The organism is Novosphingobium sp. (assembly GCF_965214355.1).
In the GTDB taxonomy this organism is placed as follows: domain Bacteria; phylum Pseudomonadota; class Alphaproteobacteria; order Sphingomonadales; family Sphingomonadaceae; genus Novosphingobium.
On record NZ_CBDCBI010000002.1, the window covers coordinates 2743014 to 2769015 of the forward strand.

The 26002-nt window shown below is 64.0% G+C and carries 28 protein-coding genes, 1 tRNA gene and 1 pseudogene; 6 read left to right on the forward strand and 24 right to left on the reverse strand.

Features of this window, described 5'->3' with window-relative positions:
• Positions 1–32: 32 nt before the first annotated feature.
• Genes ACOOE2_RS12835 through ACOOE2_RS12845 form a run of 3 tightly spaced genes read left to right on the forward strand, consistent with a single transcriptional unit; the run spans position 33 to position 2146 of the window.
• Positions 33–518 (forward strand): hypothetical protein, encoded by a 486-nt coding sequence (locus ACOOE2_RS12835; RefSeq protein WP_420383391.1) that lies wholly within the window; start codon positions 33–35, stop codon positions 516–518.
• Positions 518–1489, forward strand: coding sequence for a bifunctional diaminohydroxyphosphoribosylaminopyrimidine deaminase/5-amino-6-(5-phosphoribosylamino)uracil reductase RibD (gene ribD, locus ACOOE2_RS12840; RefSeq protein ID WP_420383392.1), 972 nt, complete (start codon positions 518–520; stop codon positions 1487–1489). Before ACOOE2_RS12835 ends, ribD begins: the two co-directional genes overlap by 1 nt.
• An 18-nt stretch (positions 1490–1507) precedes the next feature.
• The gene (locus ACOOE2_RS12845; protein WP_420383393.1) at positions 1508–2146 is read left to right on the forward strand and encodes a riboflavin synthase; all 639 of its coding nucleotides are present in this window, start codon (positions 1508–1510) and stop codon (positions 2144–2146) included.
• A 22-nt stretch (positions 2147–2168) separates the two neighbouring features.
• Here the strand turns inward: ACOOE2_RS12845 and ACOOE2_RS12850 are convergent, their stop codons facing one another.
• Both ACOOE2_RS12850 and ACOOE2_RS12855 read right to left on the reverse strand, forming a co-directional pair.
• Positions 2169–3341, reverse strand: coding sequence for an aromatic amino acid transaminase (locus tag ACOOE2_RS12850; RefSeq protein WP_420383394.1), 1173 nt, complete (start codon positions 3339–3341; stop codon positions 2169–2171).
• A gap of 87 nt (positions 3342–3428) precedes the next feature.
• Positions 3429–4259 carry a DUF1134 domain-containing protein gene (locus tag ACOOE2_RS12855; RefSeq protein WP_420383395.1) on the reverse strand — a complete coding sequence of 277 codons (831 nt, stop codon included), beginning with the start codon at positions 4257–4259 and terminating at the stop codon, positions 3429–3431.
• Positions 4260–4546: 287 nt separating this feature from the next.
• Between ACOOE2_RS12855 and ACOOE2_RS12860 the strand changes: the two genes are divergently transcribed.
• Positions 4547–4638: transfer RNA gene (locus ACOOE2_RS12860), tRNA-Ser, on the forward strand.
• A 93-nt stretch (positions 4639–4731) separates the two neighbouring features.
• On the opposite strand, the gene ACOOE2_RS12865 is transcribed toward ACOOE2_RS12860, so the two are convergent.
• The 4 genes and pseudogenes from ACOOE2_RS12865 to ACOOE2_RS12880 form a co-directional block, all read right to left on the reverse strand.
• Positions 4732–5115, reverse strand: a complete 384-nt coding sequence (locus tag ACOOE2_RS12865; RefSeq protein ID WP_420383396.1) for a tyrosine-type recombinase/integrase — start codon at positions 5113–5115, stop codon at positions 4732–4734.
• 170 nt (positions 5116–5285) lie between these two features.
• Positions 5286–6014, reverse strand: a complete 729-nt coding sequence (istB, locus tag ACOOE2_RS12870) for an IS21-like element helper ATPase IstB (RefSeq protein ID WP_420382185.1) — start codon at positions 6012–6014, stop codon at positions 5286–5288.
• Positions 6001–7528 (reverse strand): annotated as a pseudogene (gene istA / locus ACOOE2_RS12875) (IS21 family transposase). Before istA ends, istB begins: the two are co-directional and overlap by 14 nt.
• Positions 7529–7772: 244 nt before the next feature.
• A complete protein-coding gene (locus ACOOE2_RS12880; protein WP_420383397.1) occupies positions 7773–8729 on the reverse strand; it encodes a hypothetical protein in 957 nt (318 codons plus the stop codon).
• Positions 8730–9169: 440 nt separating this feature from the next.
• Here ACOOE2_RS12880 and ACOOE2_RS12885 point away from each other — a divergent pair, with 440 nt between their 5' ends.
• Positions 9170–10996, forward strand: a complete 1827-nt coding sequence (locus ACOOE2_RS12885) for an ATP-dependent nuclease (protein ID WP_420383398.1) — start codon at positions 9170–9172, stop codon at positions 10994–10996.
• Between the two features lie 249 nt (positions 10997–11245).
• Here ACOOE2_RS12885 and tnpC read toward each other — a convergent pair whose 3' ends face one another.
• From tnpC to tnpA, 3 genes are read right to left on the reverse strand one after another with little or no spacing between them, the layout of a single operon-like run.
• The gene (gene tnpC / locus ACOOE2_RS12890) at positions 11246–12784 is read right to left on the reverse strand and encodes an IS66 family transposase (protein WP_420383399.1); all 1539 of its coding nucleotides are present in this window, start codon (positions 12782–12784) and stop codon (positions 11246–11248) included.
• Positions 12785–12796: 12 nt separating this feature from the next.
• A complete protein-coding gene (tnpB, locus tag ACOOE2_RS12895) occupies positions 12797–13171 on the reverse strand; it encodes an IS66 family insertion sequence element accessory protein TnpB (protein ID WP_420383400.1) in 375 nt (124 codons plus the stop codon).
• The gene (tnpA, locus tag ACOOE2_RS12900) at positions 13168–13596 is read right to left on the reverse strand and encodes an IS66-like element accessory protein TnpA (RefSeq protein ID WP_420381197.1); all 429 of its coding nucleotides are present in this window, start codon (positions 13594–13596) and stop codon (positions 13168–13170) included. The genes tnpB and tnpA overlap by 4 nt, the downstream gene beginning before the upstream one ends.
• Before the next feature lie 136 nt (positions 13597–13732).
• Here tnpA and ACOOE2_RS12905 point away from each other — a divergent pair, with 136 nt between their 5' ends.
• Positions 13733–13996 (forward strand): hypothetical protein, encoded by a 264-nt coding sequence (locus ACOOE2_RS12905; protein WP_420383401.1) that lies wholly within the window; start codon positions 13733–13735, stop codon positions 13994–13996.
• Between the two features lie 127 nt (positions 13997–14123).
• Here ACOOE2_RS12905 and ACOOE2_RS12910 read toward each other — a convergent pair whose 3' ends face one another.
• From ACOOE2_RS12910 to ACOOE2_RS12980, 15 genes are all read right to left on the reverse strand, one after another.
• Complete coding sequence (locus ACOOE2_RS12910; protein WP_420383402.1) at positions 14124–15086, reverse strand: DUF7146 domain-containing protein; 963 nt, start codon at positions 15084–15086, stop codon at positions 14124–14126.
• Between the two features lie 28 nt (positions 15087–15114).
• Positions 15115–15402 (reverse strand): hypothetical protein, encoded by a 288-nt coding sequence (locus tag ACOOE2_RS12915; RefSeq protein ID WP_420383403.1) that lies wholly within the window; start codon positions 15400–15402, stop codon positions 15115–15117.
• Positions 15402–15779, reverse strand: a complete 378-nt coding sequence (locus ACOOE2_RS12920) for a DUF3768 domain-containing protein (RefSeq protein WP_420383404.1) — start codon at positions 15777–15779, stop codon at positions 15402–15404. Before ACOOE2_RS12920 ends, ACOOE2_RS12915 begins: the two co-directional genes overlap by 1 nt.
• A 21-nt stretch (positions 15780–15800) precedes the next feature.
• A complete protein-coding gene (locus ACOOE2_RS12925; protein WP_420383405.1) occupies positions 15801–16151 on the reverse strand; it encodes a hypothetical protein in 351 nt (116 codons plus the stop codon).
• A 78-nt stretch (positions 16152–16229) separates the two neighbouring features.
• The gene (locus tag ACOOE2_RS12930; protein ID WP_420383406.1) at positions 16230–16469 is read right to left on the reverse strand and encodes a hypothetical protein; all 240 of its coding nucleotides are present in this window, start codon (positions 16467–16469) and stop codon (positions 16230–16232) included.
• A 14-nt stretch (positions 16470–16483) separates the two neighbouring features.
• Positions 16484–16894 carry a hypothetical protein gene (locus ACOOE2_RS12935; protein ID WP_420383407.1) on the reverse strand — a complete coding sequence of 137 codons (411 nt, stop codon included), beginning with the start codon at positions 16892–16894 and terminating at the stop codon, positions 16484–16486.
• A gap of 3 nt (positions 16895–16897) precedes the next feature.
• The gene (locus tag ACOOE2_RS12940; protein WP_420383408.1) at positions 16898–17584 is read right to left on the reverse strand and encodes a hypothetical protein; all 687 of its coding nucleotides are present in this window, start codon (positions 17582–17584) and stop codon (positions 16898–16900) included.
• Positions 17585–17598: 14 nt separating this feature from the next.
• Complete coding sequence (locus tag ACOOE2_RS12945; RefSeq protein ID WP_420383409.1) at positions 17599–17991, reverse strand: hypothetical protein; 393 nt, start codon at positions 17989–17991, stop codon at positions 17599–17601.
• A gap of 23 nt (positions 17992–18014) precedes the next feature.
• Positions 18015–18440: a hypothetical protein gene (locus ACOOE2_RS12950; RefSeq protein WP_420383410.1), complete on the reverse strand. Its 426-nt coding sequence runs from the start codon at positions 18438–18440 to the stop codon at positions 18015–18017.
• A 7-nt stretch (positions 18441–18447) separates the two neighbouring features.
• On the reverse strand, positions 18448–18753 hold the full coding sequence (locus ACOOE2_RS12955) for a zincin-like metallopeptidase domain-containing protein (protein ID WP_420383411.1): 306 nt from the start codon (positions 18751–18753) through the stop codon (positions 18448–18450).
• Positions 18714–19616 (reverse strand): ArdC family protein, encoded by a 903-nt coding sequence (locus ACOOE2_RS12960; RefSeq protein WP_420383412.1) that lies wholly within the window; start codon positions 19614–19616, stop codon positions 18714–18716. Before ACOOE2_RS12960 ends, ACOOE2_RS12955 begins: the two co-directional genes overlap by 40 nt.
• A 42-nt stretch (positions 19617–19658) precedes the next feature.
• Positions 19659–21875: an integrase gene (locus tag ACOOE2_RS12965; protein ID WP_420383413.1), complete on the reverse strand. Its 2217-nt coding sequence runs from the start codon at positions 21873–21875 to the stop codon at positions 19659–19661.
• On the reverse strand, positions 21872–23659 hold the full coding sequence (locus ACOOE2_RS12970; protein ID WP_420383414.1) for a hypothetical protein: 1788 nt from the start codon (positions 23657–23659) through the stop codon (positions 21872–21874). Before ACOOE2_RS12970 ends, ACOOE2_RS12965 begins: the two co-directional genes overlap by 4 nt.
• Positions 23656–25005, reverse strand: a complete 1350-nt coding sequence (locus tag ACOOE2_RS12975) for a tyrosine-type recombinase/integrase (RefSeq protein ID WP_420383415.1) — start codon at positions 25003–25005, stop codon at positions 23656–23658. Before ACOOE2_RS12975 ends, ACOOE2_RS12970 begins: the two co-directional genes overlap by 4 nt.
• A gap of 156 nt (positions 25006–25161) precedes the next feature.
• Positions 25162–25896, reverse strand: coding sequence for an ArdC family protein (locus ACOOE2_RS12980; RefSeq protein WP_420383416.1), 735 nt, complete (start codon positions 25894–25896; stop codon positions 25162–25164).
• Between the last annotated feature and the right edge of the window lie 106 nt (positions 25897–26002).

Genomic DNA, 26002 nt, shown 5'->3' on the forward strand with positions numbered 1-26002 from the left:
CAATTTTGCCGCGCAATGCCTATAACAGCGTGATGAGCACTTTCTGGAGCAATGTGTCGCCGCGCCGGGCGATCCGCGACATCTGGCAGATCTTGGGCGCGCCCAGCGAATTCCGCTTTCCCGCGCTGGCGATCGCCGCGTTGATTACCGGATCGATCTTCTGGCTGATGGTCAACCAGGAGGGCCGCGCGCTGCCGCCGCCGCCAAAGATCCTGTATTTCGAAAGCTGGCGCGCCGATCGCAGCGACAAGGATATCATCGCGGGCAACATCAGGGCCGCGCGGGAGGCAAAAGCCCAAGCCGCCGCCGAGGAAGCGCGCGCCGAAGACATGCGCCAGATGTACAAGGCAGTCGGCTCTGCCACCGGGCTCGATACCGACACGATGTATAAACAGGGCAAGATCGACCGCATTGCCGAAGACAAGGCCCGCGCCGCCAAGGACCAGGCGCTGCTCAACCGGTTTCTCGACAAAGGCGCAAAGCCGGTCATCGATCCTGAAGCCACGGCCACGCCATAATGCCGCCGGGCGATGACGCCTGGATGGCGGCGGCCGCAAGCATCGCTGCGCAGGGCCGCCCGCTCAGCCGTCCCAATCCTGCGGTCGGCGCGATTGTTGTCGCCAACGAGCGCGTGGTCGGGCGCGGCCATACGCAAGCCGGCGGACGCCCCCATGCCGAAGCGGTCGCGCTGGCCATGGCGGGCGGCGCGGCCAAAGGCGCAACGCTGTATGTCGCCCTGGAACCTTGTGCGCATGTCAGCGCACGCGGGCCCGCCTGCACCGATCTGGTGATTGCAGCGGCGCCGGCGCGCGTGGTCATCGGATGTACCGATCCCGATCCGCGTACCGCCGGCCAGGGCATTGCCCGGCTGCGCGAGGCAGGCATCCACGTCGATGTGATCGACCATGCTGCGGCCCGCGCCTCATTGGCAGGGTATTTGCTGCGCACGCGCCACGGCCGGCCACATGTCACGTTGAAGCTGGCGACATCGCTCGACGGGCGAATCGCGACGGCCTCGGGCGAAAGTCAGTGGATCACCGGTTCCGCTGCGCGCGCGCATGTCCATGCCATGCGCGCGCGCAGCGATGCGATTCTGGTGGGCGGCGCGACATTGCGCGCCGACAATCCCCGGCTCGATGTGCGTCTGCCCGGATTGGAGGTGCGCAGCCCGCAGCGATACGTGCTCTCGCGCGGCACTGCGCCCGAAGGGTGGCACGCGGTTGCCGACATCACTGCGCCCGATGCGTTCGGCAGCGCGCAATACCTGTATGTCGAAGGCGGCGCGGGCGCGGCGGCAACATTCCTGGCCGCCGACCGGGTCGACCGGCTGATGATATACCGCGCGCCGATCGTGATCGGTGCAGGCGCGGCGTCGATCGGCGATATCGGGCTTCACGACCTTGCAGATGCGCATGATCGTTGGCGGCTGGTAGACCAGTGCCAGCTTGGCAGAGACGCGCTGGACATCTACGACCGCCTGGACGGCTGACAAAGGGAATCGCGCAAAATGTTCACGGGCATCATTGTCGAACTGGGCAAAGTGCTGGCGCTGAAGGACACGGGCGACCACCGCGTCACGATCTCGACTGCGCGAAACCAGTGCTCGATCGCGATCGGCGCGTCGATCGCGTGTTCGGGCGTGTGCCTGACGGTGGTCGAAAAGGGCACCGGTTTCGGCGGCGAAACCGGCACCGGCTGGTTTGCGGTCGATGTCTCGGGCGAAACGATCAGCTGCACCGTGCCCGCGCAATGGCAGGTAGGTGCGCGGCTCAATCTGGAGCCCGCGCTGAAACTGGGTGAAGAGCTCGGCGGGCATATCGTATCGGGCCATGTCGACGGCATCGGCGAAGTCGCCGCGATCACGCGCGATGGCGCGTCGCGCCGCATAGACTTCCTCGCGCCCGCAGACCTGGCGCCGTATATCGCGGCCAAGGGCTCGATCACGATCGACGGGGTGTCGCTCACGGTCAACACCGTGTCCGACGAAGCCGATGGTCGCGCCCGGTTCGGCGTCAATATCATCCCGCACACCGCAGATGTGACCACGCTGGGCGCGCTGGTGCCGGGCGCTGCGGTCAATCTGGAAATCGACGTGCTGGCGCGCTATCTGATGCGGATGCAGAGCACGACGCGCGCGGCGTCTTGATATCCTCGTTCCGCGGACGCTGTCAGGCGGCCACGGTGCGCAATGCCTCGATAAACTGTTCGATATTGCCCGTAGTCAGCCCGGCGATGTTGATCCGGCCCGATCCGGCCATGTAAATGCCGTGCTTGTCGCGCAATGTCAGGATTTGCGCCGGGGTCAGCGGCAGGATTGAAAACAGGCCGTTCTGGATGCCCAGCGGCGCCATTGCGATCGGCCCGACGTGTTGCGCGGCGGCAAGCCGGTCGCGCACCTGGCGCATGCGATCGCGCATGTCGTCAAGCTCGCTCAGCCACATTGCGGTCAGCGCGGCATCGCCCAGGATAATCCGCACCGCCGCCGCGCCATGATCGGGCGGCATCGACCAGCTGGCGCGCGCAATCGACGCGCCATTGGTCATTGCGCGGTTCAACGCCTCGGCATCGCTGGTCACGGCATAAAATGCGCCGACACGGTCGCGATACAGCCCGAAATTCTTGTCGCAGCTATAGGCGACCAAAGCCTCGGGCACGGCGCCGAGCACCCGGCGCAAGCCATAGGCATCCGCCTCCATCCCCGCGCCAAGCCCTTGGTAGGCGAGATCGAGCAGCGGCAGCACATTGCGGCTGGCCAGCAGCGGCGCGATCTCGTCCCACTGCGCTTCGGTATAATCGACGCCGCTGGGGTTGTGGCAGCAACCGTGCAGCATCACGCAGTCGCCCGGGCCCGCCTGGCCAAGCGCCGTCTTCAAGGCGTCCAGATCGGCCGTGCCCTCGGGCGTGACATGGCCGAACGTCACCAGTTCGATGCCCGCCGCCGCCACGATCTGCGCGTGGTTGGGCCACGACGGCACGCCCATAAGGATACGGCGGACACCCGCACGCTTCGCCACTTCGACTGCCAGCCGTACCGCGCCGGTGCCGCCCGGCGCCTGCATCCCCTCGACCCGCGCGCGATCAAAACCGGTGCCGAAGATATAGGGGATCAGCGCGTGGACAAAGCCCATGTCGCCGTCGGGACCGAGGTAGGATTTGCTGTCCTGCGTTTCCACCAGCCGTGCTTCGGCCGCCTTGATCGCCCTGAACACCGGGGTTTCGCCGGTCGCGGTGCGATAGACGCCCACGCCCAGGTCGATCTTGTCGGCGCGCGGATCAGCGTTGAACAGCTTGATCAGGCCCAGCAGGGCATCGGCGGGTTGCGGCGACAGAGCTTCAAGCATGGGATACGGCCTTCGCGGGGATAATAACCGGCGCCCCCTTGCCCCTCGCCACGCGGCGGCGCAAGCCGTTTAAGAGTTTTTATGAACTCAGAACGGCACCCATTTCTGCTTGTGGGTAAAGTTCAGATAGCCACCGTTGACGCCAAGCCGCAGCCCCGCACCCATGCGCACCGGGATCACCACCAGGTCGCCCTTGCGCAGATACGACACGTTGAACCCGCCGAGCAGATAAGCCTGGCCCTCGCCAGCGGCGATGCGGCCATACAGCTTTTCGGTATCGTGCAGATTGTAGACCAGCACGAACGTGCTGCCGCCGCTGCCGCCGACATCGAACCCGACCGACGGCCCGGTCCAGTATATCGGCTGCTGCCCCTCGATCTTGTGATGCAACACGCCGCTGCCATAGCGCAGGCCGACAACGAACGCGCCGCCGCCTTCGCTGCCGGTGATATAGCCGTCGGGCTCACCCTGCTTTTTCAGGATGTCGCGGATCATCAGGGCCAGCCCGCGCGCACCTTTGCCGAAGACGTTCTCGGCGGCGTTGAACAGTTCGTTTTCGCTGTAGGTGTCACCGCTGCCTTGCGCAACAGGGCCGCCGACCTGGCCACCCTGCCCCTGCGCGGTATAGCCGGCGCCTGCCGACGCGCCGCCGCCGGTGCCGGTTGACTGATCGGATTGGGGGGCGCGGTCGTATCGCGGGGCCTCGTCGGATGGCGGAGCCTGGTCGGATGGCGGGAGCTGCTGCGGCACCGATGGCGCTTGCGGCGTTGCCGGTACGGCCGGCAACGGAGCCTGGCCATGGTTGATATCGGCATCGATCGCGCTGTTGGGATCGATCGTCTGCACTTGCGCATGCGCCAGCGGCGCCGCCATCAGCGCAAGGCCGGCGCCAAGGGCCGAAATCCTGCGCGATGCCATAACTGTGCCTTTGATCATACGAGCGCCCCACCTTTGCCCAAACACGTAAAGGAAAGCCAACGGCAGGCATCCCCCATTACGTTTGCCGCACCCTGTCCATCTGGCAAGTGCATCACCCGTCCTGGTGGTGGACAATTGCCCCCGGACAATGAACCCACGATGACTCGCCCGTTTTTCGCGTCCGACAGCCCCATTGCACGCCTGCGCGCGCCTCCCAGGAAAAAATCCGCAACCGCCTTGCGCGCCCAAAAAACCGAAGGTATAGCGCGCCCTCGCCGCAGCGATCCGGAGACGTGGGTGAGTGGCTGAAACCAACGGTTTGCTAAACCGTCGTACGGATACATCTGTACCGAGAGTTCGAATCTCTCCGTCTCCGCCAAATCCTTGATAATCGGCACTTTTTCCCACATGGGAATTTCCCCTTTTAACATGAAACGGCCCAAAACCGTTGGTGCTGTGACCACTTTTGTGACTACCCCAGCTTGGCCGCGTGCTGCTGGTCGGGTGTCAGGAAGGCGAGATAGATCTCCGTCGTCTTGACACTCGTGTGACCCAGAATGCCCTGAAGTGCGTAGATTCCGCCGCCATCCCGAAGGTAGCGAACGGCAAAAAGATGGCGCAAATCGTGGAATTTGAAGCGCACGAAGGGGTGCCCACGGTGTGACCACTTTTGTGACCACTTGCTTGTCAACCGGCGCGCGGTTGCCCCGAACTGCGACGACACCCAATCCATCGTTTGGCCATCGGTTCGATGGAACACAATCTGTGATAGATTGGTATTGGGCTGGCGCCTGAGAATGGCGATGGCACCTTTGGAAAGCGGCACGGCACGCAGCTTGCTGCCCTTGGTTGTCAATTGGCGTCCAAACGGGACCCGCTATCGGCGTGCAAAAGGGGACCACTTGGCGGCGTTGCACTTGGGTTGATGCCGGGCGCTGATTTCGCGCTGGGGCTGGCGTAGGGAGGGCGTAGCCCGACCGGAGGCAGCCCCAGCGCGAAGTAAATTTTTATCGAGGTTTGGCCGGGTCAGTTGCGGTGTTTGAAGCGCCAGCTGTCGTTGCCCGTTTCGATGATGTCGCAATGGTGGGTGGTGCGGTCGAGCAGCGCGGTCGTCATTTTGGGATCGCCGAACACGGTCGGCCATTCGCCAAACGCCAGATTTGTGGTGATGATTACCGAGGTCTTTTCGTAGAGTTTGCTCATCAGGTGGAACAGCAATTGGCCGCCGGAACGGGCGAACGGCAGATAGCCCAGTTCATCGAGCACGACGAGTTCGATGCGGCTGAGCTGGGCGGCGAGCGCGCCGGCCTTGCCGATGCGCGCCTCGTCCTCAAGCCGGGTGACCAGATCGACGGTGTTGAAGTAGCGCCCTCGGGTCCCGGCGCGCACAACGCTGGCGGCGATGGCGATGGCCAGGTGGGTCTTGCCGGTTCCGGTGCCGCCGACCAGCACGATATTGCGCCTGCCGGGCAGGAACGATCCGGCGTGCAACGAGCGGACCAGTTCCTCGTTGATCGGCGTGCCGTCGAACACGAACGCGTCGAGATCCTTGATCACTGGCAGTTTTGTGGCGCTCATGCGGTAGCGGATCGAGGCCGCATGGCGATGGGCGGCTTCGGCGCGCAACAGGTCGGACAGGATCTCGGGCGTGGTGCGCTGGCGTTGCACGCCGGTGGTTACCGCCTCGTCGAACGCGCCGGCCATCCCCTTGAGGCCAAGCGCGCGCATGGCGTCGATCATCTCATGCCGCTGCATTGTGGCCTCGCACCGTGTCATAGATCGCGCAATCAGCGCGGGGCGGATGCTTGAGTTTGAGATCGACTACGACGCTGAGTGGCTGATCTGTTGGTGGTTCGCGCCGCCGCGCCAGAATATTGAGGATCACCTCGTCGCTGGCAGCGCCGGTATCGAACGCTTCGCTGATGGCGGCCTCGACCGCCTCCAGTCCGTCGGTGGATATGGCGGCAAGCACGCGGACAAAGCGGCGATCGGCTTCGTCCCCGCTGCCCAGCTTGCGCCGCAGCCGGGCCAGCGCCGGCGGCAGGGCCCAGTCCTGGAATGGCGCGCCGTTGCGCAGCGCACCGGGTTTGTGCACCAGCACCGGCAGATAGTGCCACGGATTATAGAGCGTGCGGTCGCGCCCAAAGCAGCGCGGGTGCTCGGCGACAACCTCATCCCCCAGGCGCACCACGATTCGGTCGGCATAGGCGCGGACCTGAACCGCACGGCACACCGCGCGTGCCGCCACGGAATAGCGGTTGCGGTCAAAGCTGATCAGGCATGTGCCGGTCACCGCGTGGCTCGTCTCGTGAAAGCCCCAAAACGACTTTGGCTCACGACGCCAGCATTGGTTGCAGTGCGGGCCGCTCGGCCTCCAGCGCCTGGGACACGGTCATGTCCTTTTGCTCGGGGTGCGCGTGCATCGCCGCCCAGCGCAGGCACTCGGCCTCAAGCCAGCCATTCAGTTCCTCGATGCTGGCAAACTTCAGCCTAGGCTGGAAAAAGCGACCACGGATCGTCTGGACCTGGTTCTCGACCTGGCCCTTCTCCCAGCCTGCCGCTGGCGAACAGGCGGTTGGTTCGACCATATAATGATCGGCCATGACCAGAAAGCGGCGGTTGAACACGCGCTCCTTGCCGACAAACACCGTCGTCACCGCGGTCTTCATGTTGTCGTAGATGCCGCGCAACGGCACCCCGCCAAAGAACGCAAAGCCGCGGGCATGGGCGTCGAACACCATCTCCTGCGTCTCACGCGGATAGGCCCGAACATAGACCGCCCGCGACGCGCACAGCCGCATGTGCGCCACCTTCACGCGCATCGGCTTGCCCGCGATCTCAACGTCCTCGTGGCTCCAGTCGAACTGGTAGGCCTCGCCCGGCTTGAACAGCAACGGGATGAATGCAGGCACGTCGCCGCCGGGATCCTTGCGGCGGCCATCCGCCCAGCGCCGGGCGTAGCGCCGCACCGCGTCATACGAACCCTCGAACCCTTCACGCAGCAGCAGATCGTGGATCCGCGTCATCCGCAGCCGGTCACGCCGATGCCGCGCCTCGTTCTCGCTCAGCAGCGTATCGAGCCGTTCCTGAAACGGCCCGAGCCGAGGCCGCGGCTGAACCGTGCGATGATAGTCAAACGCGCCTTCCGTCGCATTGATCGCCTTGCGCACCACCTTGCGCGACAGCCGTAGATCCCGCGCGATCTCCCTGATCGCCTTGCCGCCCGCGTGCTCGCGCCTGATGCGTACAACTGTCTCCACCACCAACATCCCGATCTCGCCACCTGAAAATCCAGGCCGCTGTCTAAACCATCGGAATGGTGGTTCCCTTTTGGACGCCGATCACCCCGCTAGCCGGGTCCTTTTTGCACGCCGATCCACATCTCCTTGGGACAAGCCCCGTCTTGCTTCCCTGGGGCCTGATTGAGGGTTGTGTCTCGGGCTTACCCGCCCTCGACTCCTTCACCCCTCCCACTCACCTTTCCCGCCTGAGGCGGAAAAAGCCCGTCATCCGTCAGTTCCTGACCGAGGCGTGATAGTGCGGAGTATGGAGGCCGCAGATGTTCTCGGGTGACCATTGCAAGTGCCCCCCGGCAAGGAAGCGACCGTCTGCGGGCATCACCGTCACCGGCCCATTGGCCGGCACATCGTGGAACGTGCCGTTGATCGGATCGAGGCTCGCCACCCAGCATTTCTCGAAAGTGACGGGCTTGGTCAGGTCGAGATCAATTAACTCGGGGATCGGCACGATGGCGTAGAGGCAGACCAGGAACGAGGTCGAACAGGCATTGTCGATCAGTTCTTCGACCTGCTCCCAGCTGACAATCGGTGCCGGGCGCCGACGGGCAAGGCGGGGAAGCGGTCTATAGGCTTTGTGGCTATTCCCCGAAGCCTTGCGATATTGGCTAATCGTGTAGCCGAGATTGCCGAGTACGAACTGCAGGTTATCGGTCACCGCCAACTCGGCGAATTCCGGCCAAGGGCGGTGCGCGTGCAGCAAGCTGTCGTCGAGCCAGCGATGGGGGCTGAAACGAAACAGGAGTTCGCAGCGGTCGTAACTTGCGAAGAGATCGCCGACGCAGCTGTCGTCCCGGTCGGCGGCCATGTCCTCCCACCCGGACCGGATCGTATCGAGAATTTCGTCGTCGTCAACGCGGCCCCCGGCATCCCGCAGCAGAGTGCGGACCTCGGAAGCAACTTCGTGGTGCCAGGGCGGCCAAAACTCGGCGGGAGGATATTCCGCTTCCATCGCCTCTTCGACATCGTGCCCGTCATAACGGGCGTCGATGATGCTGGCCGCGAGCGCGTTGAGGCGGCGCAGCGACCAACAATCCGAGCGGTCCCGCCAGTAGCGCGTGTGCGGGAAATTATCGGCCAACTGACCAAGCCAGCCCTGGCCTGACGGGCTGGCGAGAAAGGCATCCGCATCGGCAAGGACGCCGGGGGCAGGCAAAGACGGGATGGTGTACATCGCTGGTGAGCTCCTGAAGGTTCACCAGTCCCTCTCCCCCTCGACTTTATTGACGGCTGTCGATTTCGACAGCCGTCATTCTCGCGCCAAAAGCGCCGTCGGCAGCTACCGATCCACATGCGCCGTTCCGATGCAGTGGCGGGATTGTCGGCTCACGCGAGAACTGGCCATTCGCTAGTCTGCCAACTGCCGGGCAGCTATGCGCCATAAATTCCGACGTTCAACCTGCTCGCGTAAGATCCTGAAAGCCGGCGTTCGTCAGGCGGTGGTGCAACGGCGTGCAGATTGGCTCATTCGGTCGCCGTTTTGCACATCTATGGTAGCGCCCTCAGCCTTGCTTGGCGAAGTCCATCGTTTGCTCTATTTCGATGACGTGGGCGAAATAACACGCTCTGGCTTGTTATTGCCTCGTCTGGAGAGACGGGGCTTGGGGGGATGTAGTGGCGGCGACGATCAAATCGATCCACATCGAGAATTTTCGTTCAATCAGGTTGATCGACGCTGATCTTTCACAGCTCGCAATCTTCGTTGGCAAGAACGACTGCGGGAAGTCCAACATCCTGCGCGCGATGAATCTCTTCTTCAACGGGGAGACAAACCCTGGTGTCGAGTTCACCTTCGGCGAGGACTACAACTTCTTCGCACCGGTTCGCGTCCGGAAGGCGAAGGAGGTGGTTGTCCGCGTCGAGATCGCACTGCCGGAAACCTATCACGCGACCAACGGACACGTGATCATTTGGACGAAGCGTTGGCGCGAGGATGGACTATGGAGCGAGGAGTACGACTATCACGGCCAGCGCATCACCAAGGGCAAGCGAGGTCAGGAGATCTGGGAGGATGTGAAGATCCCCGAGAAGTCGAACGTACATTCGCTCCTGCGCAAGATCGAGTTCGAATACGTCCCGGCGATCAAGGACTCCGCCTACTTCGACGACCTGCGGGGCCGGATTTATGGGATCATCTCGGAAGTGGCGGCGCGCACATTCCATGAGTCCAGCACGGCGTTCGAGCAATCGATCGGAGATCATCTAAACGAACTAACTGCGAGCATCTCTGCGTCGTTGGGCTTCGATACGCGTCTGGCCCTGCCGCGGGACCTGTATCACATCTTCGAGCGACTCGATTTTCTGAGCGGCGAGAAATCGGTGTCGCTGAACAACCGGGGTGACGGCATCAAGGCTCGCCACATTCCGTTAATCCTGCGGTTTATGGCGGAAAAAAAGGCCGCATTGCAAAAGCGCGGTGGGCCGCCGATCAGCAGCATTTGGGCATATGAGGAGCCTGAGAACAATCTCGAGATCGGGAGCGCGGTCCAACTTGCGGATGAACTGCATGCCTTGGCCAGGACGGGAACGGCACAGATCCTCCTCACGACCCATTCTCCAGCATTCTATGATCTAGGCCAGAGAGTAGAGGAGATTGCTCTGAACTTCGTAACCCGGACCACGGATGCCGAGGGCACCCTCACTAGGACGGACGCGAAGGGGATCGACGAGAGCCTTGGCACTCTGGCCATGTTGGCACCGCGGATTTCGGAGATGATCGCCCAGGTCCGCCAACAGGAAGAGACAAAGGCCATCGCTGCGCAATTGGCGCAGGAGAATTGTCCGCGTATCTTCGTCGAGGGCGAGAGCGACAGGCTCATTGTCGCCCGTGCGCTCCAGCTGTTCTTTCCGGCGGCTGTCGACCAAGTTCGTTTCGAGACGAAACGGGAAGGCGCCGGTCACAGCTACGTGATCGACATGCTGATCGGCTGGCGCTCACAGCATAAGCATCATCCGGAAAGACCAAAGGCGGTTGGTATCGTCGATGGTGATGCCGGCCAGGCGAAGACAGAATTCAACAAACAGCCGGACAACGTGAAGTCTGCGAAATGTTTCGCCTACCCTGCGCCTGCAAACCTTCGCGCCGCGCGGGGTGCCCACTTCGACGTGCACGCATCGCTCGAGACGCTTTATCCGGTGGCCGTGTGGACCGATGCAGGCGCCAGAAACCGACTGGCCAGGCGTGATCCCGGAAAGGTGTGCCACCCGGATCTGGTGAACCGGATTTTGCTCGGAGAGACAACATTTGAAGAGCAGCTGCACATAGATTGGGCCTATCTCGTGCGTCATGACTTCAAGCCGGATCACAAGATCACAACCGCGCAACGCCTTTGTCAGCAGGCCGATCAGGACTGTCGGGTCACTTTGGCCAATTTCGAGCCGCTACTCCGGGAGGCGCTGATTTTCCTCGGAATCGAAACAGCGGCAGAAATCGTAGCCTGATGGCGCGAGGCATCAATCGCAGAGATTAAAATGGACTGGCGCTCCATTCTAGGCGCTGAATAGGTTACTTCTACGTCGGCGTGACGCGCTTCCTCGTCGATGCTCAAGGCAAGCCGACTGAGAACCCTGCCCGATCTCGTTTTGCTGCCAACCGGGTGGGCGACAAGGTCGTGATCTTGCTCATGGCGGCGTTTGCCGCGGCTCGTTAAACTGCGGTCGGGCATCTTAGGGCAGCTGTAAGCGATGTTCTCAGGCCACGGCGATCCACGGCATGAGTTCGCCGACGCTGTTCGCCGGATGACCGTTGGCCAGTTTTTCGAGCGTCTGCGTCAGCCATGTATTCGGATTGATGCCGCTGAGCTTGCAGTTTTCGATGAGCGTGGCGATCACCGCCCAGTTGTCGCCGCCTTCGTCCGAACCAGCAAACAGGGCGTTTTTGCGATTCAGGGCGAGCGGCCTGATGCTGCGTTCGACGGTGTTGCTGTCGAGATCGACGCGACCGTCATCGAGGAACCGTGACAAGCCATCCCAGCGCGTCAGCGCATAGCGGATGGCTTTGCCGAGCTTGGCCTTTGCGCTGACTTGGCGGTTTTTGGTCTCGAGAAATGTCCGCAGGTCGTCGACAATGACGCGGCTGCGCTGATGTCGGATTTGCTGGCGCTGTTCAGCAGAGGCACCACGCACCTCGTCCTCGATCTTGTAGAGCGCTGCGATCCGCTGCAGCACTTCGACGGCGACCGGGGAATTGTCCGCCAGCTCGTAAAACTTGCGCCTGACGTGCGCCCAGCAGAACGCGAGAACGATCTGCTGTCGGCGCTTGGCCAGCGCGGTGTAGCCGCCATAGCCATCGACCTGCAGGATACCCGCAAAATTGCCGAGATGCGCTTCCGCCCGTTCCCCCTTGCGGTCGGCGGCATAGACATAAGCGACCATTGGCAGGGTATCGCCGCCCCATGGGCGATCGTCGCGCGCATAGGCCCACAGTTGCCCCGTCTTGGTCCGGCCATGCCCGGGATCGAGCACCGGCGCTGTTGTTTCGTCGGCGAACAATCGCTCGGATCGTCGCAATCGTTCCAGGATGTGGTCGCGCAAAGGGCGCAGGTACCATGCTGCTCTGCCAACCCAATCCGCCAACGTTGAGCGATCAAGCTGGATACCTTGCCGCGCGTAGATCTGGGCTTGCCGGTACAATGGCAGGTGATCGGCGTATTTTGCGACCAGGACCTGTGCGATCAGTGCTTCGGTCGGAATGCCGCCCTCGACGATCCGCGCCGGTGCCGGAGCTTGCACGACTGCACCCTCACATGCGCGGCAGCCGTAGCGAGGCCGGCGCGTGACCAGCACCCGGAAGGTGATCGGCACCACATCAAGGCGTTCGGCAACGTCCTCACCGATCTGATGGAGCGCCCCGCCGCAGCAAGGGCAAGTCTTGTCCTCGATATCGACAACCTGCTCGATCCGCTCGAGATGCGCAGGCAGCGAGCCACGGTTGACCTTGCGTGGTCGGTCAGACCTGGACTGGCCGATTGCCGCGTCGCGTGCCGCACGAGCCTGACCCAGCGCGGTCTCAACATCTTCAAGGCCAAGCTGCAACTGATCAGGGTCAAGTTGTTCGGAACGCGCACCGAACCGGTGGCGCATGAAGGCATCGACAATCGACTGCAGCCGCTCGATCTCGGCGTCCGCCTCGCCCTTGGCCGCCGTCACTTCGGCGAGCTTGCGGGACTGCTCGAGTGCGAACGCACGCAGCGCTTCAACGTCTTCGGGAAGGTCCGCTTCCATGAGCATGGACGCATTGAATCAGCAGGAGAAAGCCCCGTCAACCGGCAATTTGCGGGGCGATGGGCTTGCGTCCGCCATGCACCCGGCGCCGTCCAGCCCTTCCAGAAGCGCGCCCAATTGCGCTGCCGTCAGCCGCATCACACCATCCTGAATGCCCGGCCACTTGAAGCCGCCCTGCTCAAGTTTCTTGGCCATCAGACACAGGCCGGTGCCGTCCCACCAGACCAGCTTGATCCGGTCTGCGCGCTTGGCCCGGAACACGTAGATCACTCCGGAAAAGGGATCGCCGCCATACTCGGCACCGACCAGCGCAGCCAACGCGTCAGGCCCTTTGCGGAAATCTACCGGACGCGTTGCGACCATCACGCGCGCGCCGGAACCGGGCCCGATCATCGCGGGGCCTTGAGCGCTTCGATTACCGCGGCAATCACGCCGGCATCGGCGCCGCGCGCAATCTTCACCGCCACGCCATCGATCTCCAGTTCGACAGCAGCAGCTGTGGTACGCCGCCTGCGCCGTGTTCGGCGCGCAGCTACCGGTTCCGGTCGCGTGGACGGCTCGACCACTGCTGGCACGAACATCGTGCTGACCGGCTCTGTCAGGGGAGGCGCCAATCCCTGACCCTCAAGTTCTTTGCGCAAATCCTTCCGCCAGGCATAGACCTGCGAAGGATCAAGCCCATGTCGCCGCGCGACAGCGCCGACACGCTCGCCGCCAGTATAGCATTCCGCGACAATCGAGGCCTTGAGCTCCGGCGGCCATTCCCGCCGCTTGCCTTTGCCCGTGAATATCTCGAACCGCTGCGGGCCCTTGCTCACAGGATCATCACACGGGATTATCATAGGAGTAACGCCCTCGGCCCAAATCAGGCCGCGCAAACTCCACGCTGGGCATCACCCACGCAAGGTGGGGGCCGGACAGCGCTTACGGGCAGCTCTACGAAGGATAATGCATATGAAGAACGAGGCTGAAATTGGGACTGCCCTTGGCATAGCAGCGCTGCGTGGCATCGCCCGCATGAACTTGAGGCTTCTGAAGAATGAATGCATTTCATCGGACGCCTTTAACCGGGCCGCGCGCGGGGCACTTGAAGACCTAACCTATGTGCAGCGCCGATTCCCGGATGCTACAAGTCAGGAGCATTGGGACGAGATGCGCTCCGAGCTTATCAAGGCTTGGACGCCCGATCCCAACGGCGGATATCCACCAAATGATTGATGACACAGTATCCCGCATTCACATTCGGATTCGCAATTCGAGGCTGGCGGCCTGAAAGTTTCTGGAGCACCATCGACCATTCTTAGCTATCCGACGCCGCAGTTCCAACAAAGGCACAAACGTCCGCTCACGCAGCAAGCGATCGTCCGCCGTTAGCAACGGGAGTGGCATAAACGTCCCAATGCCGGTCGGGACAATGCTCTTTGGTGTCATCGAAGGCACGGTTGTCCCACGACGGTTTAACCATTGGCAGTTTCAGCGGACGGACCATATCGGCCCAATCGCCGTACCCCGAAGGGCAGGCGATGATCGACACGGCGATGCCTTGCTCACGACGCTGCGCGAGAGCATGTCGAGCGAAGCTTTGGCCTTCAGCGTCATTGTCCGGAAGCAGCGCGATGGTGGAGGTTGCGGATACGAGCTCGAAATTCGCGAAATTGCGAACGCCAAAGCAAGAACCAGCCTCCCGGCCAGTCAACTGCCAGTACGCGCATGCACTTTCGAAGCCCTCGGCGATCGTCATCACAGGGCCAGAAAATCGAGCCGGCCATATCCCGCCGCGCGAGTTCCCCAGCATCATGCGGTGTGTTCGCTCCGCCGTCGCCGGATCAAGGAACAGGCGCTGGATTGCGATGAGGCGCTGAAGCCGGAACGCACCTACGAGCAACGCCGGCAGGAAGCGTGCCTGCCGCCCCCTGCCCATCGGGCAGCGAGGGTGGAAGCGGATATCAGGCGGAATGAAGCGAATGCCGCGAATGTCGTGGAGGTAGCGCTGCGCCAGCGTGCCCTCGACCGGCAGGGCCTCGTCCCACAATCGTTGGAACGGCGCGGTTCGGTCATTGGCCGGTTCGGGTCGCGGAAGCTGGTCGCGAATGGGGCTCCCGAGCACCCGCCGGATTGCGCGCATGACGTCGGTGCTGTCGCAACCGGCGAAGCAATGGACAAGAATCGAGGTTCGGCCCTGCCGGATCGAGAGGCTGGGGGTCCGGTCGTTATGGGCGGGGCAACGCACCATGGCGTGATGACGGGACCATCTGCCCCCAAGGTGCTGCACAATCGCGAGGGTGCCTGCGGTCAGCTGGTAGGACATGGGGTTGCTCCTGCGCACCGAGGTACTGTCAACTGCAGCAATGTCGGCAGCCAGTGCCATCGCAGCAATCGGCCCAGGCGCTGATGTGGAGGACGGAACCGTCACGGAACCGCGCGCTGACGCCGGTCGCATATTCCATGGAGCTGCCGACAGGATCGAGTTCGAAGCACCAGTCTCGGGTCAGCACTTCCCAGACCTCATAGATATGGGCAGAGGCGCTCTGGTGTTCGGGAAACGAATTGGCGGCGAGGTCAGCGATGGTGACCGCCGCACCGAATATCTCGGCACGGCGGTCGACCTGCAGGAAGGCGCCCATCAGTAATCTTCGGGCAGCAGGATGGTGATGACACGGGTGGTCTGCGAGGCGTCGGCCGGATCTTGCGAGCCGCACTCCATCGCGGCATCGTAATAATCGACCTTGAGCCAGACCTTGTGACCAAGGAACTCGATCACCGCAAAATCACGTTCGGGGCTGTCCGCCGAGAATGCGCAATGGCGGAAAGCCGCCATCAACTGCGCTTGCAAGAGGATCGGCTCCTTGGGCGCGCCGTCAGCCTCAGCGAGGCGTTCGAGGCAATTGCGGGTAATGACGGTGCGCGCAGTGCGATCGAGGCCAAGGCGGGCCCGGTCGTTGAGGCGCGCAATCTGTTCCAGACGCGTCGAAGCGTCCGCAGGCGTAGCGGTGGTGAGCATGATGGACCTTTCGCAAGGATGTTAGCCGACCCGCGCCAGCAGGTTGGCGATGGCGGGATCGATGACGAAGCCGAGTGCGCGGGCAAGGTCGACGGCGGCAGTGATGTCCCCGTCCGCGATCGAAAACGATGTCGCGAAATCGGCGAGCGTGTCGCTCGGTTTGGGGTTAAGGCCGTGAAGCTTGCCACAGGCAGCGGTGACCGCAAAAGGCCAGCAATGGGCGATGCCGATCACGCCCTCAGGCAAGATCAACAGTGTGTCGCCGGTCTCAATCCGGTCATCAGTTTGAGTGGCGTCATAGGCGTTACCCGTGGTGGCAAAGCCGTGGTAGCGGCGCGCCAGGAAGGCAAAGCGTTCGCTGTCGGTCAGCATGGGCAGTGAAACTTTCACACGAGCGGAATTGCTCGACTCCTCCGTCCCGCTCTCCTCCACTCCATTGGCCAGCTTGCCCTACAGCGGGAAATCTTCGAGCGTGGTCACCAGCCCATCGAAATCTTCGTCCGGGCCGAGCACGTCGGTGAGGGTAAGTATGGTTTCTAAGGTGACGCCATGGTCGGCGGCAAGGTTTTCGAGATAGCCGAAGCGGTCGATCGCGCCGTCGGCCTGGTAGCGGTTAAGCGGGATCACGCGGTCGCGATTGAGACGTTCAATAAGGTCAAGCGATACGCTGCGAATGGCAAGCCGGGACATGGCAGGTCTCCTCTTCAGGCGAGCGAATGTGCTCCCGCCTGCATTCCCTCTTTCCTCTCCGTCCGGGCTGCAGCGATGGCAGCGGTCAGTTGCTCGATCGCCATCGGGACGGAACCCTTGGCACAAGCAGCGGATAAATCGCCGAGCGCCGCCAGCGCCGCGTCAGCGGCTGCAAGCAGCAGGGGCGCAGCCGCCTCGACAGCCAATGCAGCCCGCGCCGCATCGATGCGGGCAATCTCGGCGGGTTCGGCGATCTCGAATTCCTCGAGCGTCACGTCCCCGCAGTCGTTGCACCATTGCGCGTCGAATTCACCGAGCAGCACGCTCTGCTGGGTCACGACATCCCAACCAGCATTGGCGTCGTTCCCGCACCGATCCGATTTGCAATGCGGGCAGCGGTAATCCTTGTAGCCTTCGATGATCATCGCTCAGGCCCACTGTTCGCTGGGCGCAGCCGGCAGTTCCAGCCACTCGGGGCGGTCGCCACCGACCGGCAGGATCGCCTTTTGCGCCCCGGCTTCGCTGAACACGGTGGCGCTCACCAATGCCCCGAACCCGGTGTCGTTGTTCCAGAAGGTAAGGCCGTCCTCGGCGTCACGGGCGGCAAGGACCAAGCGTTTCACTGCGACGGGATCGTCGGGATCGATCAGCGGAATGATCCCGTTGGCGCCGACCTCCATGTAACCGCCACCAAACGCATCGATGCGATGGCGCGAACAGGTGTAGGCCCAGCCAAACCGGAACGGCAGGGCGGAGGGGCAGACGCGCTGGAGCAGCGCCGCAAGGGCAAAGGGCCGCACGTCGTCACCATTGACCCAGAGCTGAAAGTGGCCGGGGCGTTCGGGGGTAGCCCGCGCTTCCAGGTCGCAACCGATAGTGGGCCAGGTCGGATCGTCGAACAGGCTGGTGAGCTCGAAGAAGGGATCGCCATCCGCGCCTTTCGGGAAGGCCGCCTGAAATTGGGCGCTGGTCGCGGCGTAGGCGGCCTCCGCTTCGGCGGCGGTCTCGAAGCCATCGGCAAGGGCGCGCAGGAGCGGATCGACCTCGTTGATGAGCGCGGCTTCATCCTCGCTCACGTGAATCGCGAAGGAGGTCTGGGTGTAATAATCAGCCATGGGCAGGCTCCTGATCAGGATTGGGCATGGGCCAGCACCGGGACGTTCGTCCCGAGGGCGAAGTCGGCGAGGAGCGCGCGCAGCGGCGCCTCGTGGCGCAGCAATTCGTCGAGGCAGTCAGCCGCGCTGTCGGCGAAGGCCGGATGCTCGGGATCGCTCATGTCGAGGACGTGGGCGACGCTTACGAGCAGGCCCAGCATCGCCGTTGCACGGGCCATCGCGCGGACATTGGCCAGCGCCTCGTCGAAGCGGCGAACGCCACTCTGGCGGATTGTCGCGACGAAGGCATGGCTGCGGGCAGCCGGATCGAAGGTGGTGATCTCGGCCACCCAGTCGAATGGCCAGTCGGCGGTGCTGCGGCACAAGGCGCTCTCGCGCCAGTCGCCGTAGGTAGGCGGTTTTTTCACAGGGTTCTCCTTGGGTTTTGGGGTCAGGCCGCTTCGAGCCAGCGGGGTTCACGTGGCTGGTCTGGCAGGCCGGTCGTGCAGCCGAGGCGCGCCGCTACGGCGTCAAATTTGGGCGCGATGGCACCGAGCCAGCTCCGGGCTGCGCCAGAGATGTCCGTCCATTCGCAGCGGATGCGGTAATCGCGATCGACACGCTCGCCGATCCAGACCGCCGCCAGACCGTCGCCGGTGGTGATGCCAACATCGGCGTAGGGGTTTTGCAGCAGCACACGGCTAGCGCAGCCCCGCCAACGGTGGATGGGATCAAACGAGCGCAGATCGAGGCGTACCTCGCGCCGAATGGCGGAGACGAAGTCGGTGTAGGCCGCGAACCAGGCTTCGGGCGCGACGGCGCTCAAGTCGCGGAAGGCGCCTCTCGCACCGTCCGGCAAGGATGGGATGTCCTCCATCGCACCCTCACGCAGCCAGCGGCAGCGGATCAGCCGCGGCTTTGTGCGCGCCGTGCATCCAATCGGCAGCGGCCTGCGCCTGCGCGGCGGCGGTAAAGATCGCCTTGGGATCGTGGCGCAGGGCACCGAGCCAACTGGTGAGGTAAGCCGCATGGTCGGGGCGCGGAGTATAGGCAAGGCCGAGGTCGGCCATCAGATAGCTGGCGCCTAGTTCTGCAGTATATCCTGACAGTCCAGCCTTAATTGGGGCTACGGCACGTTGAACGAGCACTTTCACGCGGCCAACTCTTGCGCCTGGGGTTGTTGCATCCACATCCAATCCGCCGCCTGCTGAGCTTTGCTGGCGGCGGTGAAGATCGCCCGCGGATCGTCCTTCAGGACTTTCAGCCAAGAGGCGATGTAAGCCGCGTGATCCGGGCGCGGATGGTGTGCGATGCCGAGATCTGCGAGGATCAGGCCGCTCAGAATCTCGACGCAGCATTCCTCTGCCGCATAGGACGCCGTCCCGAACCGACCTGACAGATCGCGATCCAGTCGATGCTTTGCCCCCGACGCATGGCCGGTCTCGTGCAGCCAGACCCCGTAAAACGAAGCCGGATCACTGAAACACTCGAAGGTGGGCATCTGCACCGTGTCGGTAGAGGGACGATAGAATGCCTCCGAGCCGCCGAAAACGGTCTGGATGCCGAGGTTGTTGATGAATGCCTCGGCATCGGCGAGGCGATCGGCCTCTGGCAATAGCACGGCCGGGGGTGGCGCAAACCCATCGACCTGAGAGACGTTGAAAACCGAAAAGGCTCGAGCGAACATCTTTTTGCGGCCGCCGTCGTCGTCCTCAAGCGCATCCCCACCGCCAGACTCGATTTGCTTCCAGAACACGACTGTCGTCGCCCGCTCGCCCTTGCGGACCTGAGCGCCGGCCGTTGCCCACTGCCTGTAGGTGCCCCACAAGCCATCGGCATAGCCTCGGTTCATGGCCGCAACCCAGAGCGCGACCGTGTTGATGCCACGGTACCTTTTGCCCGAGCCCAGGTTGGAGGGACGTGCAATGCTGGTGCCGTTGTGGTGCCAGGGAGCGCGCCAGTCTCCCGGGCCATGTTCGATCCCGGCGATGATCTCCTCAGTTATGCGGCTATAAACGTCGGCGCGTACGGCCGATGTAGCAGAGCGGAACATGGCGGATCTCCATGATGGGCGAAGCGGGGCTCTCCCGCTCCTTCAGTCCCTCACGCGATCCGAAGCCCCCTCTTCCTCTGCCGCCGACTGCGGCGGCAATGCTCGATCGGGTGTTATCTGGGCGAGTACGGCCTCGATCCGGCGAAGATCCTGTTCAAGAGCGATACGCTGCAATCCAGACAGACGCTTCTCGCGGAGTAACGTCCGCGCCTCTCCAGCGCCGCGCTCCCATCCCGGCCTATGGCGGGCGGTAATGCAGGCATTGGGACATCGGGTCGGTTCGCACAGGGCGGCGAGTGGCTGCTGGGGATCGGGCGTGGTCACACGCTTGAGGCAGAGCGCGGTCGCGGGATCGAAGAAGCAATCCGCGAGCGGGCCAACATGGAAAGTGCGCGCGACGCTGGCGAGCAGGACGCGCAGGCGGGCGCGATCGGCGATCATGGCGGGCAAAGGCCCTTGTCTGTCGGCGGCATCGTCGAGCGTCCGCGCGATACGCGATCCCGCCGGCCCGCCGAGTGATGCGCCGCCCTGCCGCCGGTCGAAATAGTCGAGCAGGTCGTCAATCTGACCGAGCCGGCGCTGCGCCTCGACCTCAGCGCGAAACCCCGATGCGCTGGCCCCGGCATAGCCTTCGAACGCGGCGACCGAGGCATGCTTGTACTGGATCATGCCGGCGATGGTGCCGAATGGACGGTTGGCGATGTGCCACGCGATTGTGCGCCGGAACTGCCGCGTCGTGATGCGCCACGGCTTGCCATCGGGACCGGGCGGAATGACGGGCATATCGGGGCTGCCGAAGGCGGTGTTGAGATGGTCGCGAAAGGCGTTGAGCTGGCGGACCACCTCGCTCGACAGATGCGTCTTAGTGACGGCGCTCGCGCGCAGCACAGGCCAGAGCGTATCGCTGCCACTGGCGCGCGCCGGTCCTGCGGACAGGTGTTCGATCACCGCGATCGCATCGGCCACCGGCTTGATCGTCACCCAGTTCGCCGCCTCACCCATGGCCGCCCGGCGCTTGTAGATAGTCGATCTGATGCAATGCCGCTCGATCACGCCGTCCTCACTGCGCGCGATCGAGAGGCACCCGCGCCGCATCGCCTGCACCTCGCAGTCGCGCATGCCGGTCAGATAGGCGCACACAATATAGGCAGCGGCCTGGAGCATCCGTTCTTCGAGCGCGAGAGATTTTGCGTCGAAGCGTGCGCGCCATGGCCGACCGCTATCGGGATCGATCGAAATCGGCGTGTCCATACCGCCGACCTCTACTCCCAGCTCGGCCGCCACTGCGTCGATCAACCTCGCTTCACCGCCGGTCAGCAGAAGATGCGCGCCAGGCTCGGCCTGCACGTCGATCCCGGCATGGAGATGCAGGAGATGGGCGTTGATCGGTGGGGTCACTGCCCCGGTGTTGGGGTCGACGCGCAGCTTGCCGTTATGAGCGGTGCCCCAGATCGGTGCGCCGCGACCCTCGCGGCGACGGCGACCGAAATAGGCCAGCAGGCGTGTGCGGCGACGTTGCCGGCGGTCAGGGTCCGGAAAACCGGCGTCGGCGGCGACAAGGCGATCCCGGCGCGCTTCGAGCCGATCAAGCTCGCGGCGGGCGGCGAGAATATCGTCAGCGAAGACAGTGACGTAGCGTAATGACCAGGCGAGCAGTGCAACGATGACGTCTTCCGGGAACCGCGGCGTGCGGTTCTCCCGGACATGGCGGTAGCCGGCAACGCGGGCGGGCGCCTGTCCGGCCCAGGGCTCGAATGCAAGGCCTCCGCCAACGAGGTGGTCACGATAGTAATAGAGATCAGCGACCACTTCGAGAAGGTGGCCGACGATGACGGGTTGCCGGGCAGGATCGTCACGAAGATGGCGGGCATAGGCATCGACCAATGCCTGATCGATGCGGGAAACGTCGAGCCGTCCGAGCCGCTCACGGGCGAAGGCGAAGAACCGGCGGGCACGGTTGAATGCCTGGCGGATGCTCGCCGGTGGCAGCTTCGTCCGATAGCCGAGGAGATCGGCGTTGAGGCGGGCGTAGAGATAGGCGCGCATCGCCGCTTGCACATCGGCATGTTCGAGCACGTCGAAATGCACGGTGACGTGGCAGCGCCGGGCGTTCTCGCGGAAGACGGCGGGACCCAGATCCCAGCTCGGGTCGCCGACGCGCGAGAGATCCTCGCGGATATGGCCTGCCTTGAGCGGCGCGCTCGCCAGCACGGGGCGATCGTCGAAGGCGGGCTCTGGGGCGTGGGCTGGCGTGGTCATGCGCGTGCCTCCGGCGGCAGATAAAGCCGCTCGCTCTCCATCTGCCGGCGCGCATCGGCGACGACGGCATCGGAGAAGGCCGGCACGACCTGGGCGGTGATGCGGGCATGGACGCGTCCGAACTTGGCCGCCCAGTCGGTCGCCGACAGGCTCAGCCGCTGCTCTTCGACGAATGCGAGGAAGGCGAGGATCGCGGGGAGCTTGCGCGCGGTGATGACGGCGTTGGGACAATCAAGGCAGCCCCAGAAGGGCTGCGCGCAGGGTGATCCGACCTCGGCGAAGGGACTGTTATGGAAGCCCGCGCAGGCGGCGAGCCAAACATCCTGTTCGCCGTCGAGCAACGGGCCCACGGTATCGGACGGCATTAACGGCGTGGCCTGTTCGGGTGCCTCGCGCAGCGCCTGCTCGGCTGTTGGCGGAAGCACGGTCGGTATCGCGGCGGCGACTGCTGCGCGAAACGCATCGGCGACGGCCGTCTCGTGCAGGGGCCGGAGCGACGGCAGATCGGCATAGTGGCGCGCCGCCACCTCGCGCGAGTGGCCAACCGCGAAGCGTGTCATATGCCCCTGGGTCTTGGTGTACCACAGCGCCTTGTGGGTTTTGCGGAGCCGCGAAAGAAGCAGGTGGAGGGGCTTGCCGTCGTCATCGACAATATCGTGCTGAGCTACCCAGGTAGCGATCCGTTCCGTAGGATAGCGGATACCTGCCCGCAGGCGACCAGCGTTGTGATAAACCCAAAGACGATCGTCGCTTAGATGCTTGCGGGCGGCGGCGGTGACGTCGATCAGACGACGGATGAGGCCGCCGGGCGTACCGCTACCGCCATCGCGGACCCGCATGCTCTTGTGTTCGGCGCCGCGGGCGCGGCGCTTGAGATAGCGCAGCTCCACCGTGCCGGCATGGGGGTTGGCGAGACAATCTATCGTCAGCGCCTTCAGGCACTCGGGCTCGAGGCCGGTATCGAGCGTGAGCAGCACGAGCAGCGCCGGCAGATCGCGCGCGAGCAGGTTATGGCGGCCATGCAGGTCATCAATCAGCGTGCGGATCGGCAATCCGCGCCGCAAGCGCATGAAATAGAGGCTCTTCAGCGCCGAATGGTCTGCAACGATAAAGCCCTGCCGCGCGATGATCGCTTCGACATCGGCGCGCGCTCTTGCGATGACCAGGTCGCCTTCATCGGCGCGGTCGTCGGCGCCGAGACGGCGGAACATCGCTTCGACATCGGTCCTCGCGGCGTCGCGCAACGCGCGGGCGACGAAGGGGCTATAAGCATCGCGCGGGGTCGAGCGGCCCGCTGATGTGGCCAGCGTGTAGCGCAGCCGCTCATGCAGGTCGGGCGCGATCCGATCGGGCCGGTCTGCCTCGATCACGCGCAATGTGTTGACGATCTTGCCGACCGATATGTGCCGATGGATCGCGCCCATCCCGCGCTGTTCGAGCGCGGATGCGAACCCATCGATGTGGGCAGCGCGCAGGTCGGTGACGCCAGCCACGTCCAGCGCGTCATCGCTCAGCCAGGCAAAGAACCGGCGGCAGGCATTTACATACTGCTTGATGACGCTCGCCGCACCGATGGGGCCGCCGAGCGCCGCTGATCGACGTAGCGCCCCGGCGAAGGCGATAGCGAGCGAGCGCGGATGGAGTCCGGTCATATCGACCAGGACCGTTCCGCCATGCCGCGCCTCGATGGTGAACTTGAGGCCGAGCACCGGATCGGGCTGTTGTGACTCCGGCGTGATGGGCGCGAAGGCGACAGGCCGGCCCTTGCGGGGACGCCCGCTCATGCGCCATGCGGTCCCGGCAGCAGCGCCAGTAGCTCTTCGACGGCCGCATCCACCGTATCGGCGCGGGTCGCGATATGGTCGAGATAAATATAGGTGGTGGCGAGGCTCGCGTGGCCGAGCAGGCGTTGCACCTGTTGCAGCGGATCGCCCAGCATCAGCCGATAGCTCTCCACCGGCCCCGCCGGCAATGCCGCTTCGCGCAGCCGCTGCTGAATCAGCAAGGCGAGCATATGGACTGCGAAGGTGTGGCGAAGCTGGTGCGGGCTGATCGACAGCGGGAAGCCGTTCTCCTCGCACCGCTTGCAGGCGCGGGTGAAGATCACCTCCCAAGAGTTGGGGCGGACAGGCTGGCCGACCTCGGTCAGCCATAGCGCAGCCGGCTCGCGTGGCGTTCCATCCTCGTCGCGCAGGATCAGGCGGCATCGTTCCTCCGGGGTGCAGACATCGCGCATGCGGTCGAGACCGGCGCGGGTGACAGGGATCGGTCGCTCGAGCTTTGTCGCGCCGCACTGCGCTGCGAACTTGGCCACGCCCGCTGCGCGCTCGACGACGACATAGGCGGCGATCTGACGAAGCAACCGGCGTGGGACCAGGACGCTGCGTCCGCGATCGCCCTTGGTGAGCGGAGGCGGCAGACGCAGCCAAAGCTGCCCCGTCTGGCCGTCATCATGGTCGATCGCCGCAAGCTCTGCGGTAAGCAGCCCCGACGCTTCTTCGAGGCGCAGGCCTGTGGTGACGAGAAGATCAGCGAACAGCGCGTTGCGCAGCCCGTTGCGGTCGCGCGCGCCGGGGCGTTCCCCGCCGTCAGGGGCCAGGCCGCGCAGGCCGACGTCGCGGAAGATGCGGTAATCGTCCATGGTGACGAACCGCACGTCCGACCGCTTGGCAGCGCGTTCATAGGCGTCGTTGCGCGCCGCGATCATGCCGCGCTGGCTGCCATGTGCGGGGCGCCAGACAGCGCGGCGGCTAAACGGCGCGTCGGCGATCAGCCCTTGCTGCTCGCCCCAGCGGTAGAGGCGATCGAGGCTGGCGACGGCGCGGTTCCAGCTTGCCGCCGTGATCCGGTGATCGGCCTCGTCGCGGCGTCGCTCACGATGATAGGCATCAACGTCGTCGCGGGTCGCAGCCCACACGGTCTTGCCGTAGGCATCGAGAAAGCGAAGCCAGACTACGACATCATAGGCGTAGGCGCGAAGCGAGTGCCGCGAGCGGATGCCCGACAGCGGCAGATCGAGAAAGAAGCGATCCAGATCACGATCGTACAGCGCGGCGCCGCACAGGATTAGCGGCACGTGCGCGTCGAGGCCTTTAGCCTCGCGGCGCTCGCAAACAGTGATTATCGACACCAGCGCAAAACCCTCCCCCGGCCCCCTCCCGGCAGCTGACCTTCGCAGGGCCACGCACAAAGGCCTGGCAGTTATCAGGCCGGCCTTCGCCAGCTCTTTGGGTTAGCGCTACGGCCAGCCTGAAAACTGCCTACCGTCGGAGTCGATCACCGCATTCTACTGCAAAGTTGCAAGCGGTGCAGACTGTCCAGATAAAGCGACGAGCTCTTCCCGCGCCCTAATGCTACGTTCCTTGTGGTAGTCACGCAGAGTTTCACGCGCGAGCCTGTTCACATGTCCAACTGCGTGAATGTCCTCATGTGCGAGTGTGGACACCAGATCGAGATCGCTGTCGAAGGCTTGACGCTCGGGCATGAAGACCTTGTCGAGGTCGGGCCTGTAATGGGCATCGTGGAGCCCGTATTCGACCGGCACGCCCACTGCCTCAAGGAAGGCCAGCGCCTCGGCGATGGTAGTGCTGACTGGAGCAATTTCCTTTTCGGGCACGTCTTCGACGCCATCGACCTGGTCGCGGTTGAAGACGACGAAGCTGCGCGCGAAGAAGCGGGATCGGCCTTCACCGTCCGCGCCGATCTCGGCAGCGGCATCGGCCCGCTCGACCTTCTTCCAGAGGATGACATGGGTGCCGACCTCGCCCTTGCGGACCTGTGCGCCGCTCGTCCGCCATTGCTGGTAGGTCGCCCAGGTGCCGGAGGCATAGCCAGAGGCATCGGCGGTAGCCCAGAGCACGAGGCGGTTGATGCCGGAATAGCGCCGGCCGGCAACGCTGGTCGAACGCATGACCGGCGCCCCCGAATGGTGCCACGGCATTCGCCACGGACCTGCTCCAGTCTCGATGGCCGCGATGAGTTGGTCGGTGACGGTGGCGTAAATGTCGTGACGGGGCTTCATGGGAATTCTCCTCTGATCCGAGCCGGTGCTCGTGCGAGGGCCTCCCCCTCCAGCTCTCGCGAAAGGGACACGAACCTTCGGGGAAAAGCTGCGGGAGCCGGGCTGC

Coding starts and splice junctions, on each gene's coding strand:
- ACOOE2_RS12835 (WP_420383391.1), top strand. CDS start 33: ATGAGCACTTTCTGGAGCAATGTGTCGCCGCGCCGGGCGATCCGCGAC.
- ribD (WP_420383392.1), top strand. CDS start 518: ATGCCGCCGGGCGATGACGCCTGGATGGCGGCGGCCGCAAGCATCGCT.
- ACOOE2_RS12845 (WP_420383393.1), top strand. CDS start 1,508: ATGTTCACGGGCATCATTGTCGAACTGGGCAAAGTGCTGGCGCTGAAG.
- ACOOE2_RS12850 (WP_420383394.1), bottom strand. CDS start 3,341: ATGCTTGAAGCTCTGTCGCCGCAACCCGCCGATGCCCTGCTGGGCCTG.
- ACOOE2_RS12855 (WP_420383395.1), bottom strand. CDS start 4,259: ATGGCATCGCGCAGGATTTCGGCCCTTGGCGCCGGCCTTGCGCTGATG.
- istB (WP_420382185.1), bottom strand. CDS start 6,014: ATGCAGCGGCATGAGATGATCGACGCCATGCGCGCGCTTGGCCTCAAG.
- ACOOE2_RS12880 (WP_420383397.1), bottom strand. CDS start 8,729: ATGTACACCATCCCGTCTTTGCCTGCCCCCGGCGTCCTTGCCGATGCG.
- tnpC (WP_420383399.1), bottom strand. CDS start 12,784: ATGCTCATGGAAGCGGACCTTCCCGAAGACGTTGAAGCGCTGCGTGCG.
- tnpB (WP_420383400.1), bottom strand. CDS start 13,171: ATGATCGGGCCCGGTTCCGGCGCGCGCGTGATGGTCGCAACGCGTCCG.
- ACOOE2_RS12905 (WP_420383401.1), top strand. CDS start 13,733: ATGAAGAACGAGGCTGAAATTGGGACTGCCCTTGGCATAGCAGCGCTG.
- ACOOE2_RS12910 (WP_420383402.1), bottom strand. CDS start 15,086: ATGTCCTACCAGCTGACCGCAGGCACCCTCGCGATTGTGCAGCACCTT.
- ACOOE2_RS12915 (WP_420383403.1), bottom strand. CDS start 15,402: ATGGGCGCCTTCCTGCAGGTCGACCGCCGTGCCGAGATATTCGGTGCG.
- ACOOE2_RS12920 (WP_420383404.1), bottom strand. CDS start 15,779: ATGCTCACCACCGCTACGCCTGCGGACGCTTCGACGCGTCTGGAACAG.
- ACOOE2_RS12925 (WP_420383405.1), bottom strand. CDS start 16,151: ATGCTGACCGACAGCGAACGCTTTGCCTTCCTGGCGCGCCGCTACCAC.
- ACOOE2_RS12930 (WP_420383406.1), bottom strand. CDS start 16,469: ATGTCCCGGCTTGCCATTCGCAGCGTATCGCTTGACCTTATTGAACGT.
- ACOOE2_RS12935 (WP_420383407.1), bottom strand. CDS start 16,894: ATGATCATCGAAGGCTACAAGGATTACCGCTGCCCGCATTGCAAATCG.
- ACOOE2_RS12940 (WP_420383408.1), bottom strand. CDS start 17,584: ATGGCTGATTATTACACCCAGACCTCCTTCGCGATTCACGTGAGCGAG.
- ACOOE2_RS12950 (WP_420383410.1), bottom strand. CDS start 18,440: ATGGAGGACATCCCATCCTTGCCGGACGGTGCGAGAGGCGCCTTCCGC.
- ACOOE2_RS12960 (WP_420383412.1), bottom strand. CDS start 19,616: ATGTTCCGCTCTGCTACATCGGCCGTACGCGCCGACGTTTATAGCCGC.
- ACOOE2_RS12965 (WP_420383413.1), bottom strand. CDS start 21,875: ATGACCACGCCAGCCCACGCCCCAGAGCCCGCCTTCGACGATCGCCCC.
- ACOOE2_RS12970 (WP_420383414.1), bottom strand. CDS start 23,659: ATGAGCGGGCGTCCCCGCAAGGGCCGGCCTGTCGCCTTCGCGCCCATC.
- ACOOE2_RS12980 (WP_420383416.1), bottom strand. CDS start 25,896: ATGAAGCCCCGTCACGACATTTACGCCACCGTCACCGACCAACTCATC.